This window comes from Ornithinibacillus gellani, assembly GCF_003730295.1.
GTDB classification, from domain to species: domain Bacteria; phylum Bacillota; class Bacilli; order Bacillales; family Amphibacillaceae; genus Ornithinibacillus_A; species Ornithinibacillus_A gellani.
In genome coordinates this window covers 216,981-231,407 of the sequence record NZ_QTSZ01000047.1, presented here as the reverse complement: position 1 = coordinate 231,407, position 14,427 = coordinate 216,981, and the positions used below count along the sequence as shown (strand labels likewise).

Here is a 14,427-nt window from a genome sequence, read left to right as displayed (position 1 = left end):
ATCTGTGATAAACGAGGGAAATGTACTATTTTATACAAGGAAAGGAGAACCTCCCGGCAATCGGAAAGTTCCCCTTTCTTGTGTCTATCCATGTGGTGCATGAATCCATTTATAGCCTATACCCCAAACTGTAATAAAATGGTCATCTATCGGAAAACCGGATTGACGGATTTTATCTCTAATATTTCGAACATGGGAGTCCACCGTTCTTCCACCTGTTTCTGATTCAAAACCCCAGATCAACTCGATGAGTCGCTCTCTTTCAAATACTTGATTGGGATTTTTCATTAATAGTCCAATCATGGCAAATTCTTTCGGCGTTAGTTTGATGGATCTGCCTTGATACGTTAATTCATATTTTATTTCATCCCAACGTAATCCATTCCATTCAATGGCATGGGTTGGGGCTTGTCTCCGTAATAAAGCTTCCATCCTGGCCAATAACTCATCTTCATTAAAAGGCTTGATTATATAATCATCCGCTCCCAGCTTTAGCCCTTTAATGATATCTGCTTTCTGCTCACGGGCAGTAACCATGATAATTGGGATATCTGACATGTTTCTAATTTCCTTACATAGCTCCCAACCATCCATTCCGGGCATCATGATGTCGAGTAATACCAAATCAAAGGATTTTTCCTCTAATAATTGCAGCGCTTCGTTTGCATCAGATGCTTTCATACATTCATAGTTATGTGGCTGTAGATATAATGCTAATAAATCCAGCATTCTTTTTTCATCGTCTACTAATAGCACTTTCCTCATCGATATGGCCTCTCCTTAATGAAATGATTACGGTCGTTCCTTTTGCCAGCTCACTTCGTATCGCTATCGTTCCTCCATGCGCTTCGATAATTTCTTTCGCAATTGCCAGCCCTATCCCTGTCCCACCACTTTCTCTGGAACGAGATTTTTCCACTCGGTATAAGCGATCAAATATATATGGTAAATCCGCGTCAGGTATACCTTCCCCTTCATCCGAAACCGTAATAACAACATCGGTATCGGTTTGACTCACCTCTAAAGCTATTTTCTTTCCTTCCCTGGTATGCTTGCTAGCGTTGTCCAGCACATTTATCAAGACCTGCTGCATTCGTTTAGGATCAAGCTTCACATCCAGATTTTCCGGACAGGACACGACAAAACGGATATTCTTTTGTTCGATAACTGGTCTCATTCGCTCTTCAATGCTATGAATCAATTGGCTTAATTGTATATTTTCAGGATAAATAACGAACGTATTCTCATCCATTTTTGCCAAATCGAATAGATTTTTGACCAGTACTGTAACACGCTCTGTCTCTTCTTGGATAATATATAGATATTCTTTCTGTTCTTCATCGGAAAAGTCTCGTTTGCTGATCAGATCTGCATACCCTTTAATATACGTTAATGGTGTTCGTAACTCATGAGAAATACTTGCAAGAAACTCATTCCTATCCTTTTTTAACCGTTCGAGATCACTGGATAAAGACATGATGGAACGTGCTAATTCTCCAAGCTCATCCCGGCGATCTGTAGATAAATCAACTTTGGTTTTCCCTTTACTTAGTTGCTCTGTTGCTTCTTTCATCTTAATTAATGGTAATGTAATAAACCGAGATAATATAAAAATAGTAATAATCGTCAACAGAACGGTCATTTGCCCTACTAAGAAAAACTGATTACTTAAATGATCTACTGTATTTTTAACAATATTGGTATGGGCAAACATGAATACATGTCCTTGATGAGCGCCTTCTATTGTAATCGGACTATCTGCTACAATATACTTCTTTTCATCCCAACGATCCTCAATAATTTTACCCATTGTAGGAATGTTTTTATAATCATTGTGACGAATGACATCCTTCATTTCACTTTCAACCGGATCTGAAGCAATCATGATTTTTCCAGCTGCATCTGTAACGATAACAGCAAAATCTGAAGCAGATTCCATTACGCCCACATGCTCTAAAGTGGAAGGGGTGAAATCATCCTCTAATACGTCCCGATGTGTATTGGCCCGCGCTAATAAATTATTCATGATTTCATCGATACGATCATTGACAAGGTTTGTATATAAAATGAAAAAAAGAAATGCTTCAATAATGACAATAAACACGAAAAACAATAATCCTATTTTTAAAGACAATTTATTAAACATCATTTTTGTCCTCTCTACAACCAATAGGTTAATGTATCAAATAGACCAATCCCTATCAGTAATCCACCAGCAATTTTTTGGGTAATGACACCTATTTTTCTGCTTTTCTTCAAGATTACGCCACTCGCGCCAACATACCAAATCAAAAAAACCACCAACAAAAGTGGGATGGAGGTTCCAATCCCAAATACAGCTGGCAAAAACACGCCATAGGATGTCGTCCATACTATTGGCATTAAGGTCATGAAAAAGAGAATGAACATCGTTGGACAAAATGCCAATGTAAAACTAACTCCCATTAAAAAACTACCAACATAGCTATCTGTTAATTTTTTAGGGAACTTAATTCGGCCAAAGGATTTATTAAATTGAAATACCCCTACTATAAATAAACCAATCACAATAAGTATTGGTCCAATTGCTTTTCTTATCATGGGGAAGAATGGTACGAGCGTGTTCTTCACTTCATTCCCCAGCATCCAAATCAGCATACCCAGCAAGGAAAAGACGACAAGCTTCCCCAATATAAATAGACATATATGTAACCAGGGAATCTGCTCTTTTATTGTCTTGTTGCCATATATCGTGATTGCACTCACATTACTCGTTAGCTGGCATGGAGCCACAGCCCCAACCAATCCTAAAAAGAAAGCAAATAATAATGGGATATGCTCAAATCCATAAGCAATTCCATGTATAGGTCCGCTTAAAGCTTGGCTCATTTGATTAAAGAAGTCAAACAACGTTCTCCCTCCATTACACCAAAACTTCTCATGCATCGAATCTAAGTACCAATTTCCGAGCAAATGATGATTCAGCCTTGCTCAAATCATAGTCCATAAATACGCCCGTTTCCCTTCCCTAGTATACAATTCAAATATCAAGAATGTATGAATTTACGGCGATTTGTCACAAAAATGAGTCCGTTCATAAAGACTACAATATATCTTGACAATTTATGCACATGTTGCGTCTAAAATAAGACGAGCTCGTAATATAATAAGGGTGGATGTCTATTAAAAAAGGGGCTTGATATTTTGGCGGAGATTAACATATTTCTAGCTTTTGGTGCTGGTTTCCTTTCTTTTATTTCACCTTGTGTATTGCCACTTTACCCTGCATTTCTATCCTATATTACTGGAATGAGCGTCAGTGAAATAAGTGAAGAAAATAAGGGTTTAAATAAAAAGGCTATTTTACACACTGTTTTATTTCTATTCGGGTTTTCAAGTGTTTTTATAATGATTGGATTTACCACATCACTTCTATCTGAATTTCTACTAACGTACCAGGGGATTATTAGACAAATCGGAGCTATTTTAATTATTTTTTTCGGATTAGTAATTGTTGGTATTCTCAACTTCAAGTTTCTAATGAAAAATAAAACCATTGCCTTTAAAAATCGCCCTGGAGGATTTGTGGGTTCTTTTATTATTGGTATGGCTTTTTCGTTGGGATGGACACCTTGTATGGGACCAATCTTAGCAATTGTATTATCTTTAGCTGCAACCAATCCTGAAATTGGTATGGTGATGATGATCAGTTATGTATTAGGTTTTTCTATTCCATTTTTATTGTTAGCCTTTTTTGTAGGGAAATTAAAATGGTTTAAAAAACATAGTCGCCTATTCGTTAAAGTCGGTGGCTACATGATGATTTTCATGGGAATTGCGTTGTACTTTGACTGGATGACCAAATTAACCTCATTTTTGGCAGGTTGGTTTGGCTTTTATGGTTTATAAATAGTCTAAATATACTATACGAGGAGTGTTCATGATGAAAAAAAGTATATTGATCTTACTCGGATTCACGTTTCTATTCATAATGGCTGCATGTGGTGAGGACACATCTGACAAAGGTGAAACGAAGGATATTAAGAAAATGGTTGAGGAATACAGTACGAAGGTTTCAAATGATGAGGTTTCCGCCTCCATCACTTCTGAGGAGCTTATTGTAACAGATGCCAAAGATAAGGAGACCACATATGACCTGCCAGAGGATGAGTTCTTTGTCTCCATTGCACCATTTGTTCAGGAGACCCATCCTTGCAGCATTCATAGTTTAACCGGCTGTCAAGGGGAATTAGCAGAAAAAGAATTCGATGTATTTATTGAAGATGAGGATGGTAATATCATCATTGATGAAAAGCTGACTTCACTGAAAAATGGCTTTATCGATTTATGGTTACCACGTGACAAAAACTTTCAAGTAAAGATCCAATATGATTCAAAAACCGTTGAATCTGAGATTTCTACTTTTGAAGGCGACAATACTTGCATTACAACCATGCAATTAATTTAATATTTCAAGTAACTGTAAATGAAATACATTCGCTATGTGATTTGAATCGAATCTTATCAAAGATTCGATTCTTTTCTATTCTAAGTTACGTTGAATTTCATTCGTGCGTCATCTTACTCAAAAAAGCAGCCTAGGTTTAACCCAGACTGCTTCTTACACGAAATGTATTAGCGATTCGTGTCACGGTTGCCATCATCCACATCTTCGTTCAGGTCTTGATTTAAATCTTCTTCCAGGTTATCGTTGTTGTTATCATTGTTATTGTTTGGTGCTTCGTTGTTCGGAACATTATCGTCATTATTTGGTACATTATCATTATTATCGTCATTCACATTACAAGCAGTAATTAATGATAACGCCAAAAATAGTACACCAAACTTCATCAAACCTTTCTTAAACATGAAGCATCCTCCTTTGTATGTTCGCTTTCAAAGGTAGTTTGCCCGTTTTTTTTCTATCCATACAAAAATATATCAAGTTAGTATGACAGACAGAAAAAGCTGCTTCACCCAAAGGAATGAAACAGCTTTTTTATTTATGATTTATTTAATAGCAAATGTTATTTCCGCTTCACATGCGACTTCACCATCTACCGTAGCTTTGCCTTTCCCTTTACCAATCGGCCCCTTCACACGAGTAATTTCTACTTCCAGTCGTAGTTGGTCACCTGGCTTCACCTGGCGTTTAAAACGACATTTATCCACCCCTGCTAAAAATCCTATCTTTCCTTTGTTCTCTTCTTTTCCCAAAACTGCGATTGCTCCAACCTGTGCAAGTGACTCAATAATTAAGACACCTGGCATAACAGGATATTCTGGAAAATGCCCTTGAAAAAAAGGTTCATTGAAGGAAACATTTTTCAATCCGACTACGCGTTTTCCTTCTTCCATTTCCAAGACACGATCTACAAGTAAAAATGGATATCGATGTGGGATTATTTCTTTAATATCAAGTTCCATTTCCTACACTTCCTCTCGTATGTATATCAATTCTTACTACATATATGTTGTTCATTATAGCAGAAAAATGTTTGAAAATATGCATTTTGAGGTAAAACTATATTATTAACTGGAAGCGTTCCGGTAGAGGGGAGGCATCGTTCATGCTTTGGACATTAATATGTATTTTATTGATATTATGGATCCTAGGATTTTCTTTCAAAATCGCAGGTGGACTTGTCCACATTCTACTTGTTATTGCGCTTGTTATCCTAATCATTCGTTTGGTTACCGGTGGACGAAAACCATAATCAAAGGGCTTGCATCCATTTGGTGCAAGCCCTTTTCAATCATGCCTATATTATTTTTTCTTCACAATGTCAACGATATGCTGCCATGTCTCTTTGTTTAATGCATCCTTTGGAACTCCTTCTCCAATGACGCCATAACCAATCATTATTCCAATAATAAAGGCTGCAGCTGCAAGCAGAAGAATGATAATGACGCGTAGCCAAATTGGGAAGACCCGCCGACGCGGTTTTTTCTTCCTGCGTTTTTCTTGTTTGCGAAGCTTTTTTTGACTTTTGCGATTGGTCACATTACCAGCATCAGTTGCTTGTTTTTGAAGCGCTTTCTGCTCTTTTCTCGTTGCACGTTCATTGCGACTCTCTTTGGCAGCTGTTGATTGTTTCGCGCTCGTCTGCTTTTGTTTCGTCTTGCTTTCCTTTACAGGTCTTTCTGATTGTTTTATTGACATGGCTTGGTTCTCCTTCATCCATCTGAAAAATACTTGGGTAAATGTTCACTTCAGCATGCATTTCATAAAACTGGGCACTTAGCGAAGTGAATTAATGAGTCCAAGCATTTGATCACTCATCGAGATGGTTCTTGCATTAAATTGGTACGCCCGTTGGGTCATTAGCATCTCTGTCATTTGTTCGGATAGATCAACATTGGATTGCTCCAATGCACCACTCTCCAGTACATTTGTAACAGGCTGTACCGCTTGCATCAATTGATTAACGTCATATGGCGCACCATCTATTACAGGGATACGGAAACGATTATGCTCTACTGCTTCCAGTAAATGTGGTTGAACAGCTTCTACTAACGCAAGCTGACCAACTGTTTGTTCCATTCCATTTCTATAAATATGGATGCTTCCATTTGTATCGATTGAAATATCTTCAAATCCATCTGGAATCACAATCGGACCGTTTACGCCCAGGATTGGATTACCTTCACTTGTTACAAGCGTGACTGCAGTCTGATCTGCTGTCGGTGACAAATACAAAGCACCATCTCTTGTATAATGGGTTTCCATTTGACCATCATCAGCTTGAACTTGCACTTGTAAAAAATGCTGTGGCTGTAGTAGAGCTATATCTAAGCCTCGTCCCGTTTGGTTCACGGATCCGAGCGTTAAGTCTGAACGAATAGAGCCAAGAGCTGCCCCAGAACCAACACGAACCCCATTGGGAGTCGTACGTCCATCCATATTAGCTGGATGCTGCATATTATTGATTTGCTGGTAAAGCAAAGAAGAAAATTCAGCTTGTCTACTTTTATAACCTGCTGTTTGACTATTTGCCATATTATTACCAATGAGATCTAGTTTATTTTGGAGCTGATTCATTGTTGCAGCTGCCTGGATCATTGTCCGTGACATTCTTTATTCCTCCTACACAGAAAAACACATATTATTTACAAGTTTTAACCAATACGACCAATTTCATTAACAGCTTTGCCCATACTCTCATCATAGGCCTTTAATACACGCTGATTCGTTTCAAACATACGATAAGAATTCATCATTTCTGTCATGGTTTGCATCGTATCTACATTGGATTGCTCCAGGTACCCTTGCTTTACTTGATAGCTTGATTGGAGTGGCATATTTTCCGCTTCTCCAGCGTAAATACCTTCGCCTTCCTTCGCTAAGCTATTCGGCTCCGCTACATAGGCAATACCTAAATCTAATCCAGCTGTTTCCACCATACCATTGTCTACTGAAAGACCATTTGTTTGAATTCGATTACCTGCCTGATTCAATACATAATAGCCTTGGTTTGTCGTTAAAAATCCTTCCCCGTCCACTGAGAAATTACCGTTTCTTGTATAGCGAATTTCACCAGCTGCATTTTGAATGGTAAAAAAAGCTTTTCCAGTTTCATCTGGATATGCGCCATCTACCAATGCAAAATCTGTTGGAAGACCCGTTTGACGAATATCTCCCTGTGAAAAATCAGGTAGTATCTCATGTACATAAACACCTGTATTCAATGGACCAACAGGACGATTTACTGGCATGTTTGTCCCATTTTTTAATGGACTTTGCTTCGTGCCCATCTCATGCAACAGCATTTCCGGAAATGCACGCAATGACGCTTGGTCCGCTTTAAAGCCCGGTGTTTGAGCATTTGCAATATTATTAGACAATGCTTCTTGTCGGCGCTGCTGTGCAATCATGCCGCTCGCAGCTGTATAAAATCCTCTAAGCAAGATGACAACTCCTCTCTATGGACACTAAATCCATTCGCGTGATTAAATGATGCTTCTTCGTTCAATTTTATCAATATTTTCAAGCATCATTCCGGTACCTTTTGCTACACAATTCATAGGTTCCTCAGCAATAAATACTGGTACCTTTAATTCTTCTGCAAGTAATTCATCAATACCATGAATTAATGCTCCACCACCAGTTAAAATAACGCCGCGATCAATGATGTCTGCTGAAAGCTCAGGAGGTGTACGTTCTAATACGGATTTGGCAGACTGAACAATGAGCGATACTGGTTCACGTAACGCCTCTTCAATTTCTTCAGAATGAATCGTAATGGTGCGTGGAAGACCTGAAACCATGTCACGTCCTCTAATATCCATTGATTCTTTACGAGAACCCGAAAAGACAGTGGCTACATTTATCTTAATATCCTCAGCTGTACGTTCCCCAATCAGAAGCTTGTACTTCTTTTTGATGTACTGAAGAATTTCAAAATCAAAGTCATCACCGGCCATTTTGATGGATTCTGCCGTTACAATATCTCCCATCGAAAGTACAGCAACATCTGTTGTTCCACCACCAATATCTACAACCATATTACCGCTTGGTTGGAAAATTTCCATTCCGGCACCAATTGCTGCAACTTTTGGTTCTTCTTCCAAATACACTTTTTTACCGCCTGATTTCTCGGCGGCTTCTTTGATTGCCTTTTGCTCCACCTTCGTAATATTCGTCGGGCAGCAAATCAGCATTCTCGGTTTAGATAAAAAACCTCGAACATTAATTTTATTTATAAAATGCTTTAACATTGCTTCTGTTACATCAAAGTCAGCAATCACCCCGTCTTTTAACGGGCGAATGGCTTCAATATTTCCTGGTGTCCGTCCAACCATACGACGTGCAGCTTCTCCAACTTCCAGGACTTTTCCAGTTACACGGTCCATTGCAACGACGGCTGGTTCATTTAATACAATTCCTTTACCTTTTACGTGAATCAAAACATTGGCAGTTCCAAGGTCAATTCCTATATCTCTGGAAAACATGAATCGAGATCCTCCTAGCTTAATAACTATCTTGCACCTGTTAGAAAACATAATGCTACTAATATTATATTTTACCACATCTTTCTACAATTAACTGCATTTATAGGAAAAAGGTTGTGATTTTTTTAAGACATATGTCAGAAGAGAATAACGAAAGAAATATGAGAAGGGAAGAAATAGATTATACCATAGCAGAATGGGCATTTAACGATGGCTTGGAGTGGTGACAGCCATACATTGCACCAACTCCAAGCAGGTAATACTCTAGCTTGTCGGTTCAGCAGCGGCATTTTCCAGCTTGTATTTTTTTCTTGTCGCCTCGCCACCACGTAAATGACGGATGGATTTATGATATTCCAAAATTTCTTTTACCTGGGCTGCCAATTCCGGATTAATTTCCGGCAGACGTTCTGTTAAATCCTTATGAACTGTACTCTTTGATACACCAAATTCCTTTGCAATCATACGGACGGTTTTCCTTGTCTCTACAACATGTTCACCTATCCTGATTGTCCTTTCTTTGATGTAATCGTGCACACCCTTCGCCTCCTATGTTGGATAATTTCCGAGGTGCGGTTTGAGACAAGGTGATTGGAAAGCCAGCTGTAGCAAGGCCGCTTATCATGCTACGTATATTTAAGCAGCCCATTCTTCCAGATGTCGTGAAGCCGCTTATAATCCTTCCAGTATGGTGATCCAATAAACTGGCATTCCAATGTATCTGCTTCCATATCATGATGTATGCGATTTGCATGTACTTTAAACAATATGTATCCATTTCAAATGATGTCACTCAGTATTAAAGGAACCACACAAGCTCTCACCTCAGACTTGACTCATTGCTTGGTTTGTAACATTTTATTACCAAGCTTTCAGTATTATGATTATTTTTGAAGTCTTTAGCGGGAGGTATTACAATTGGACTGGCCTGAACAGCCTATGGAAGATCAGATGTGGAAGACAGCAAAAAGCCCCATGATTTCATATCATGGAGCTCTAGCTCTATTAAAAAGGGTTCTTTGTTTAAAACCATTTCGCATATACCATTCCAAATATCATTCACTTATTCGATTATTAGGTCCCTCAATAAAAATAAATTTATCCTATAGTGCTTGGATTGCCGTCAACCTGACCAAACTCAGGATCCGCCAATTCCTGTCCAGCATTCATCGAACCGACAGCAATGACAAAAGCAATCAAAACTGCACCAAGAAACATTTTGAGTACTTTCATGGTACCCCCTCCATTTCCTTTTGATGAAATGTTTATTCATTGAACCCTTTTATAGCAAATTCAAAGCAAACTTTGATGCTATAGCTTCCCTTGGCTCATACAGTTTCATTTCATGTGCAGCAGATCGGCATTCATCTTCTCCTGCAAAACATTGGAGGTGGTGAAAAAAATTCATGTAGCATACTCCCTTCACAAAGGAAGGAGAGGCGACCCTTTCATGGTGGCTAAGCGAAGCCATTTCCAGATGAGTGACTATCCATTATTGCATGCTAGTTATTAAGCACTGGATAAATTTTTCATTGCATTCAGGGGCAAACGACTAAAAAAGTAATCACTGCGGCGATTAATAAAACAATTGTAAGACTTCATCAGCAGTTGTTCATCCTGTTTAGCCATGCCCATATAATAAATCCCAAAAGGACTCGTTAATGGAATACTTTCCAATAATTCAATTGCTCTTTTGTAATTACCTTTTGCAATCTCAATATGTGCCTGTTCACTTGGATCCTCACTTGATATACCATCCACTTGATTAAAATGGGCTGAAATAAAAGGGATATTGTAATTACAAATCGCATGTATATATTTGTCCATTTCGTTTTCCTTTGCGATTTTCAACGCTTCATTAAAGTGATACATCCCCTGTGAATACGTATCAAAGGTGTAGGTTAAACCAAGGTTAATGTGCAAGGATGCCTTTGTTTGCGGACTGTTTGTCTGGTTAAGCGCGCGAAAGGCATACTTTCTTGCCATAATGACTTCATTTCGCATCCAATGATAAAATACGAGCTGCTGATGTAAACGTAAATCCAAACACGAAAGCATAAATGGATCTTCAATTTTAGAAAATAACTCAAATTGGACATCTAAAAATTTACCAATTTTATCGTAATTATTTACATCGAAATAACAGCCGACCTTCGTCAATTCAATTAAGCAATATAGAATAATATCATCTGTGTGGATACGATTAAGCTTTTGAACACATACATACGTTGGAATTTTATTTGTGCGGCGATCGATGATGAGTTGATAAACAGCTGCCCATTGTTTATTTTTCAATACATGGGATTGCTTGTTGATATGAATAAGCTTCTGAAGATCGTTATACAAGCCGTTCATATACAAAAATTCCATTCCAATTCTGCTTGAATAACTGGATTTGTTTTGTAGGCAATAATCGCGCATGAATTCAATTGCTTCTGACCGTGGATATTTCTGTAACAATTGGTGAAAAACCTGCTCGAACGCAAGACTCGGATCATTCGCGTCCGTAAGTAATTCATCGTACAGGCTATACTTCGTACGCTCCATTCCTAACTTTCCTTTCCGCTTTATGGCAATGTTTTTTCATTTAGTGGACGATGTCAATCAAAAGTCGTTTAAGGACTTTCTTACCTTTCGCATGACGCTCCATTCAAAATATGACATAATGTCTAATACTTTTTGGATTTTTGTATGTATTCATTATATTAACATATTATTTGTCATTTTTTTCAACTATCGTTCGACAAATTTCTCACTGTTTGTTCTGTATAAAAGAAAAAAGAAGCATCTGGGACAAAACCTAGTGAAACATAACAAAAAGAGTTTCAGTAAATGAATGGTACTGGAACTCCTCTCCCTTTTATTAATCACCTTCGCGTTCCATGGACCGGCCTGAACCAAAAAAACGATCATGGTTATCTTTTCGTGATAAACATGACCGTTTTTTTATGATGAGGGACTAGTTATGTTTCAGTCCCTTCTCTCGTTCTTCTTATTGTTCTGGCGTATCTGTTGCTTCATCTTCTACTGGTTCTTCTTGTTCTTCACCTTCAGCTGGCTCTTCATTTTCAACAGGTTCTTCCTCGGAAGCATCACTTTCATCTTGCGTTTGTTCCGCGTCCTCTGGTGCCTCTTCATTTTCTGCTGATTCTTGTGATTCCTGCTCTTGGCTTGCTTCATCTGCTTGAACTGCATCAAGCTTGGATACTGGTTGATTAAAGAACGTTTCCGGGTTCACCGTCTTGCCATCCTTACGTAACTCAAAGTGTAAATAGTTACCTAAGTCTTTGCCAAATAGATTTTTGCCTGCTTTGGCAATGGTTTCTCCCTGCTTCACCTTGTCCCCAGCCTTCACCTGTACATCTCCAAGGCTAGCATAATAAGTCGTAACGTCATTCTCATGTTCCAAATGGACGACCATGCCTAGCACTGGATCCTCCTTGACCTCTGCCACTGTTCCACTTAAAGATGCAAGAACCTCGAATGCGCTGCCATCAGATGCAGCAATATCAATTCCTGTGCTCTGATAATAGCGATTGTTGTAAAGGACAAGCGCTAATTCCTTATCCTTTTTATCTGCGTTGTAATCATAAAATTTAGTTACGATTTCTGCTTGTTCCAGGTCCCTTATTGGCATCTTAATGGTTTCCTGCTGATCCATCACAGCCTGAACATCATCGCCAAATGAATTTGGCAGGTCACTAGCCTCAGTATCCGGCTGCTGAGTTGTATCTGAAATTTGCTTGTCTACATTTTGATACCAGACGACAACTGTTAGTAGTATGGCAGCGACGGCTAGGTACAGCGTTGGGAAAAACCATTTCTTACGTGTAATTTGGCTCCATTTTGAAGCACGCTTGTTTTCTTCTTTCATTCATTCATCACCTCAACAACCATTCTGAACAGAAATGCAGCATTCTATACGTCAGATACCATATTTTTGTGATGTTTTTTCATTTTTGGGGTATCCTAAGCAGTTGTGAGGTGATTTCTAACTATTTATCACAGATTAATTGGCTGTAAGACCAAATGGGGATCAACAGCCAGTAAAGGCCTGACTGGTTCAACTAACAATCAGTGGGTGAAGGACGAAAAGCCCACTGATTGAAGTTCATTTTATTTCGCTGCTAGAGCTGGTGCAATAGAATCTACCGTACTTATTTCAACGTCCTGATAATAGTATTTAACAATTTCTTCATAGCTCTTTCCTTCTAATGCCATCCCATTAGCGCCATATTGACTCATGCCAATTCCATGACCATAGCCTTTCGTTCGAAAAATAAGATGATTGTTTTTTTGTTTTATCGTAAAATCACTTGATCGCAGCTGTAATTTTTCCCGAATTTCGCGACCTGTGAATGTTTCACCCGCAATGGTTAGTGCCTTGATGCGCTGTCCCTTTGTACGTGTTGCTTCAAATGAAATGGCGCCCTCTCCTGACAATTCAATCCCTAATGCTGTTGCAACTTCCTCTATACTGTATGTCACTTGATCCAAAAACTTTGGAGAGACCTTTTCGTCCCAGGGGCTTTTCACGCTGCGAAGATATGGCATTTTATTATCCCAATAATCCTCTGAGTTCTCCGTATATCCATTACTAGTGGAAAAGTATGCAGGATGTATGGGCTTACCTTGAAAAGTAAGTATTTGCCCCTCTGTTGCAGCGACTGCCTCCTTAATTTTTTGCATCCCTTTCTGAAATTCATCCCCCATTGTTTTACGAAGCTCTTCTTCATTTTTATACACTTGATGCTGAACAGAGTCAGATATATAATCGGAGGAATCAGCTTGCTGATGTATCAAATGATTAACAACAAAGGTGCGAGCTGCAAGTGCCTGCGCCTTCAACGCCTCTAGTTCAAACTTTGTCGGCATTTCTGATGCAACGACCCCAGCTACATATGACTCCAATGGGACATTTTCCACCTTTTCCGATTTGGTGCGCATCACTGCGACAGATACAGCTTCCCCAAGATCTGTCTCGGCTTCCTTCGATGCTGGTGTCATTTTTTCTTGCATTCCTGATTCCACCTTTTCATTTGTGATAAAGGGAATAACGATGACAGATGGAAGTATGAGCATGACAAATGCCATTACCATAAAGAACATCACACTAGGAATTTGCCAACGGGGGCCTCTTTTCGGTCCGAGCTTTCGATTAGAGAATGGCGCGTGCATGATTTTCGGGCGCCGATGAAATCTTTTTTTCTTTTTAAGCATTTGAGCAAGGGGACGTTGTTTCTTATTTAAGCTTGATTTGTATTTTTTCATGCGCATCCTCCCTAATAAAGCATATTTACCTGTATCACTAAATTGTTATAGGGAGTGCCTGTTTTCCCTAGCATCCCTACTATTTAACTTATACAAAAATACAATCGAATAGAACTAAAAAATAGAATAACAACCAGCTATCCTATTATCTGACCGTTCCACCATTGGTATATTGAAAAAAACTGTGTCGCGCATACGGAGCGTACCTGGTGTAGGTAGATTGTA

General features: G+C 38.8%; 17 protein-coding genes. 3 read left to right on the top strand and 14 right to left on the bottom strand.

Annotation, left to right across the window (positions count from 1 at the left end):
* Positions 1-84: 84 nt before the first annotated feature.
* Genes DX933_RS14670 through DX933_RS14660 form a run of 3 tightly spaced genes read right to left on the bottom strand, consistent with a single transcriptional unit; the run spans position 85 to position 2,889 of the window.
* Positions 85-765: a response regulator transcription factor gene (locus DX933_RS14670; protein ID WP_123317178.1), complete on the bottom strand. Its 681-nt coding sequence runs from the start codon at positions 763-765 to the stop codon at positions 85-87.
* Entirely contained in the window at positions 737-2,146 is a 1,410-nt protein-coding gene (locus DX933_RS14665; protein WP_123317219.1) for a sensor histidine kinase, read from the bottom strand. The genes DX933_RS14670 and DX933_RS14665 overlap by 29 nt, the downstream gene beginning before the upstream one ends.
* Positions 2,147-2,160: 14 nt before the next feature.
* Positions 2,161-2,889 carry an urease accessory protein UreH domain-containing protein gene (locus tag DX933_RS14660; protein WP_123317177.1) on the bottom strand — a complete coding sequence of 243 codons (729 nt, stop codon included), beginning with the start codon at positions 2,887-2,889 and terminating at the stop codon, positions 2,161-2,163.
* Between the two features lie 294 nt (positions 2,890-3,183).
* Here DX933_RS14660 and DX933_RS14655 point away from each other — a divergent pair, with 294 nt between their 5' ends.
* Positions 3,184-3,888 carry a cytochrome c biogenesis CcdA family protein gene (locus tag DX933_RS14655; RefSeq protein WP_123317176.1) on the top strand — a complete coding sequence of 235 codons (705 nt, stop codon included), beginning with the start codon at positions 3,184-3,186 and terminating at the stop codon, positions 3,886-3,888.
* Between the two features lie 34 nt (positions 3,889-3,922).
* Positions 3,923-4,447: a CueP family metal-binding protein gene (locus tag DX933_RS14650; protein WP_123317175.1), complete on the top strand. Its 525-nt coding sequence runs from the start codon at positions 3,923-3,925 to the stop codon at positions 4,445-4,447.
* Positions 4,448-4,614: 167 nt separating this feature from the next.
* Here DX933_RS14650 and DX933_RS14645 read toward each other — a convergent pair whose 3' ends face one another.
* Both DX933_RS14645 and fabZ read right to left on the bottom strand, forming a co-directional pair.
* A complete protein-coding gene (locus DX933_RS14645) occupies positions 4,615-4,848 on the bottom strand; it encodes a hypothetical protein (RefSeq protein WP_123317174.1) in 234 nt (77 codons plus the stop codon).
* A gap of 141 nt (positions 4,849-4,989) precedes the next feature.
* Positions 4,990-5,406, bottom strand: a complete 417-nt coding sequence (gene fabZ, locus DX933_RS14640; RefSeq protein WP_123317173.1) for a 3-hydroxyacyl-ACP dehydratase FabZ — start codon at positions 5,404-5,406, stop codon at positions 4,990-4,992.
* A 143-nt stretch (positions 5,407-5,549) separates the two neighbouring features.
* Here fabZ and DX933_RS14635 point away from each other — a divergent pair, with 143 nt between their 5' ends.
* On the top strand, positions 5,550-5,696 hold the full coding sequence (locus DX933_RS14635) for a lmo0937 family membrane protein (RefSeq protein ID WP_123317172.1): 147 nt from the start codon (positions 5,550-5,552) through the stop codon (positions 5,694-5,696).
* Positions 5,697-5,746: 50 nt separating this feature from the next.
* On the opposite strand, the gene DX933_RS14630 is transcribed toward DX933_RS14635, so the two are convergent.
* The 9 genes from DX933_RS14630 to spoIID all read right to left on the bottom strand — a co-directional run bounded on the left by DX933_RS14630 (position 5,747) and on the right by spoIID (position 14,202).
* The gene (locus DX933_RS14630) at positions 5,747-6,142 is read right to left on the bottom strand and encodes a DNA-directed RNA polymerase subunit beta (protein ID WP_223805984.1); all 396 of its coding nucleotides are present in this window, start codon (positions 6,140-6,142) and stop codon (positions 5,747-5,749) included.
* Between the two features lie 78 nt (positions 6,143-6,220).
* On the bottom strand, positions 6,221-7,054 hold the full coding sequence (locus tag DX933_RS14625; protein WP_123317170.1) for a flagellar hook-basal body protein: 834 nt from the start codon (positions 7,052-7,054) through the stop codon (positions 6,221-6,223).
* Positions 7,055-7,098: 44 nt separating this feature from the next.
* A complete protein-coding gene (locus DX933_RS14620; protein ID WP_123317169.1) occupies positions 7,099-7,887 on the bottom strand; it encodes a flagellar hook-basal body protein in 789 nt (262 codons plus the stop codon).
* A gap of 42 nt (positions 7,888-7,929) precedes the next feature.
* Positions 7,930-8,931: a rod shape-determining protein gene (gene mreB / locus DX933_RS14615; protein WP_123317168.1), complete on the bottom strand. Its 1,002-nt coding sequence runs from the start codon at positions 8,929-8,931 to the stop codon at positions 7,930-7,932.
* 264 nt (positions 8,932-9,195) lie between these two features.
* Positions 9,196-9,468 carry a sporulation transcriptional regulator SpoIIID gene (spoIIID, locus tag DX933_RS14610; protein WP_123317167.1) on the bottom strand — a complete coding sequence of 91 codons (273 nt, stop codon included), beginning with the start codon at positions 9,466-9,468 and terminating at the stop codon, positions 9,196-9,198.
* A gap of 561 nt (positions 9,469-10,029) precedes the next feature.
* The gene (locus tag DX933_RS18755) at positions 10,030-10,164 is read right to left on the bottom strand and encodes a hypothetical protein (RefSeq protein WP_263363201.1); all 135 of its coding nucleotides are present in this window, start codon (positions 10,162-10,164) and stop codon (positions 10,030-10,032) included.
* A 276-nt stretch (positions 10,165-10,440) separates the two neighbouring features.
* The gene (locus DX933_RS14605) at positions 10,441-11,478 is read right to left on the bottom strand and encodes an AimR family lysis-lysogeny pheromone receptor (protein ID WP_123317166.1); all 1,038 of its coding nucleotides are present in this window, start codon (positions 11,476-11,478) and stop codon (positions 10,441-10,443) included.
* A gap of 445 nt (positions 11,479-11,923) precedes the next feature.
* Positions 11,924-12,805 carry a M23 family metallopeptidase gene (locus tag DX933_RS14600; protein ID WP_123317165.1) on the bottom strand — a complete coding sequence of 294 codons (882 nt, stop codon included), beginning with the start codon at positions 12,803-12,805 and terminating at the stop codon, positions 11,924-11,926.
* Positions 12,806-13,047: 242 nt separating this feature from the next.
* Positions 13,048-14,202, bottom strand: coding sequence for a stage II sporulation protein D (spoIID, locus tag DX933_RS14595; RefSeq protein ID WP_223805982.1), 1,155 nt, complete (start codon positions 14,200-14,202; stop codon positions 13,048-13,050).
* Positions 14,203-14,427 lie beyond the last annotated feature (225 nt).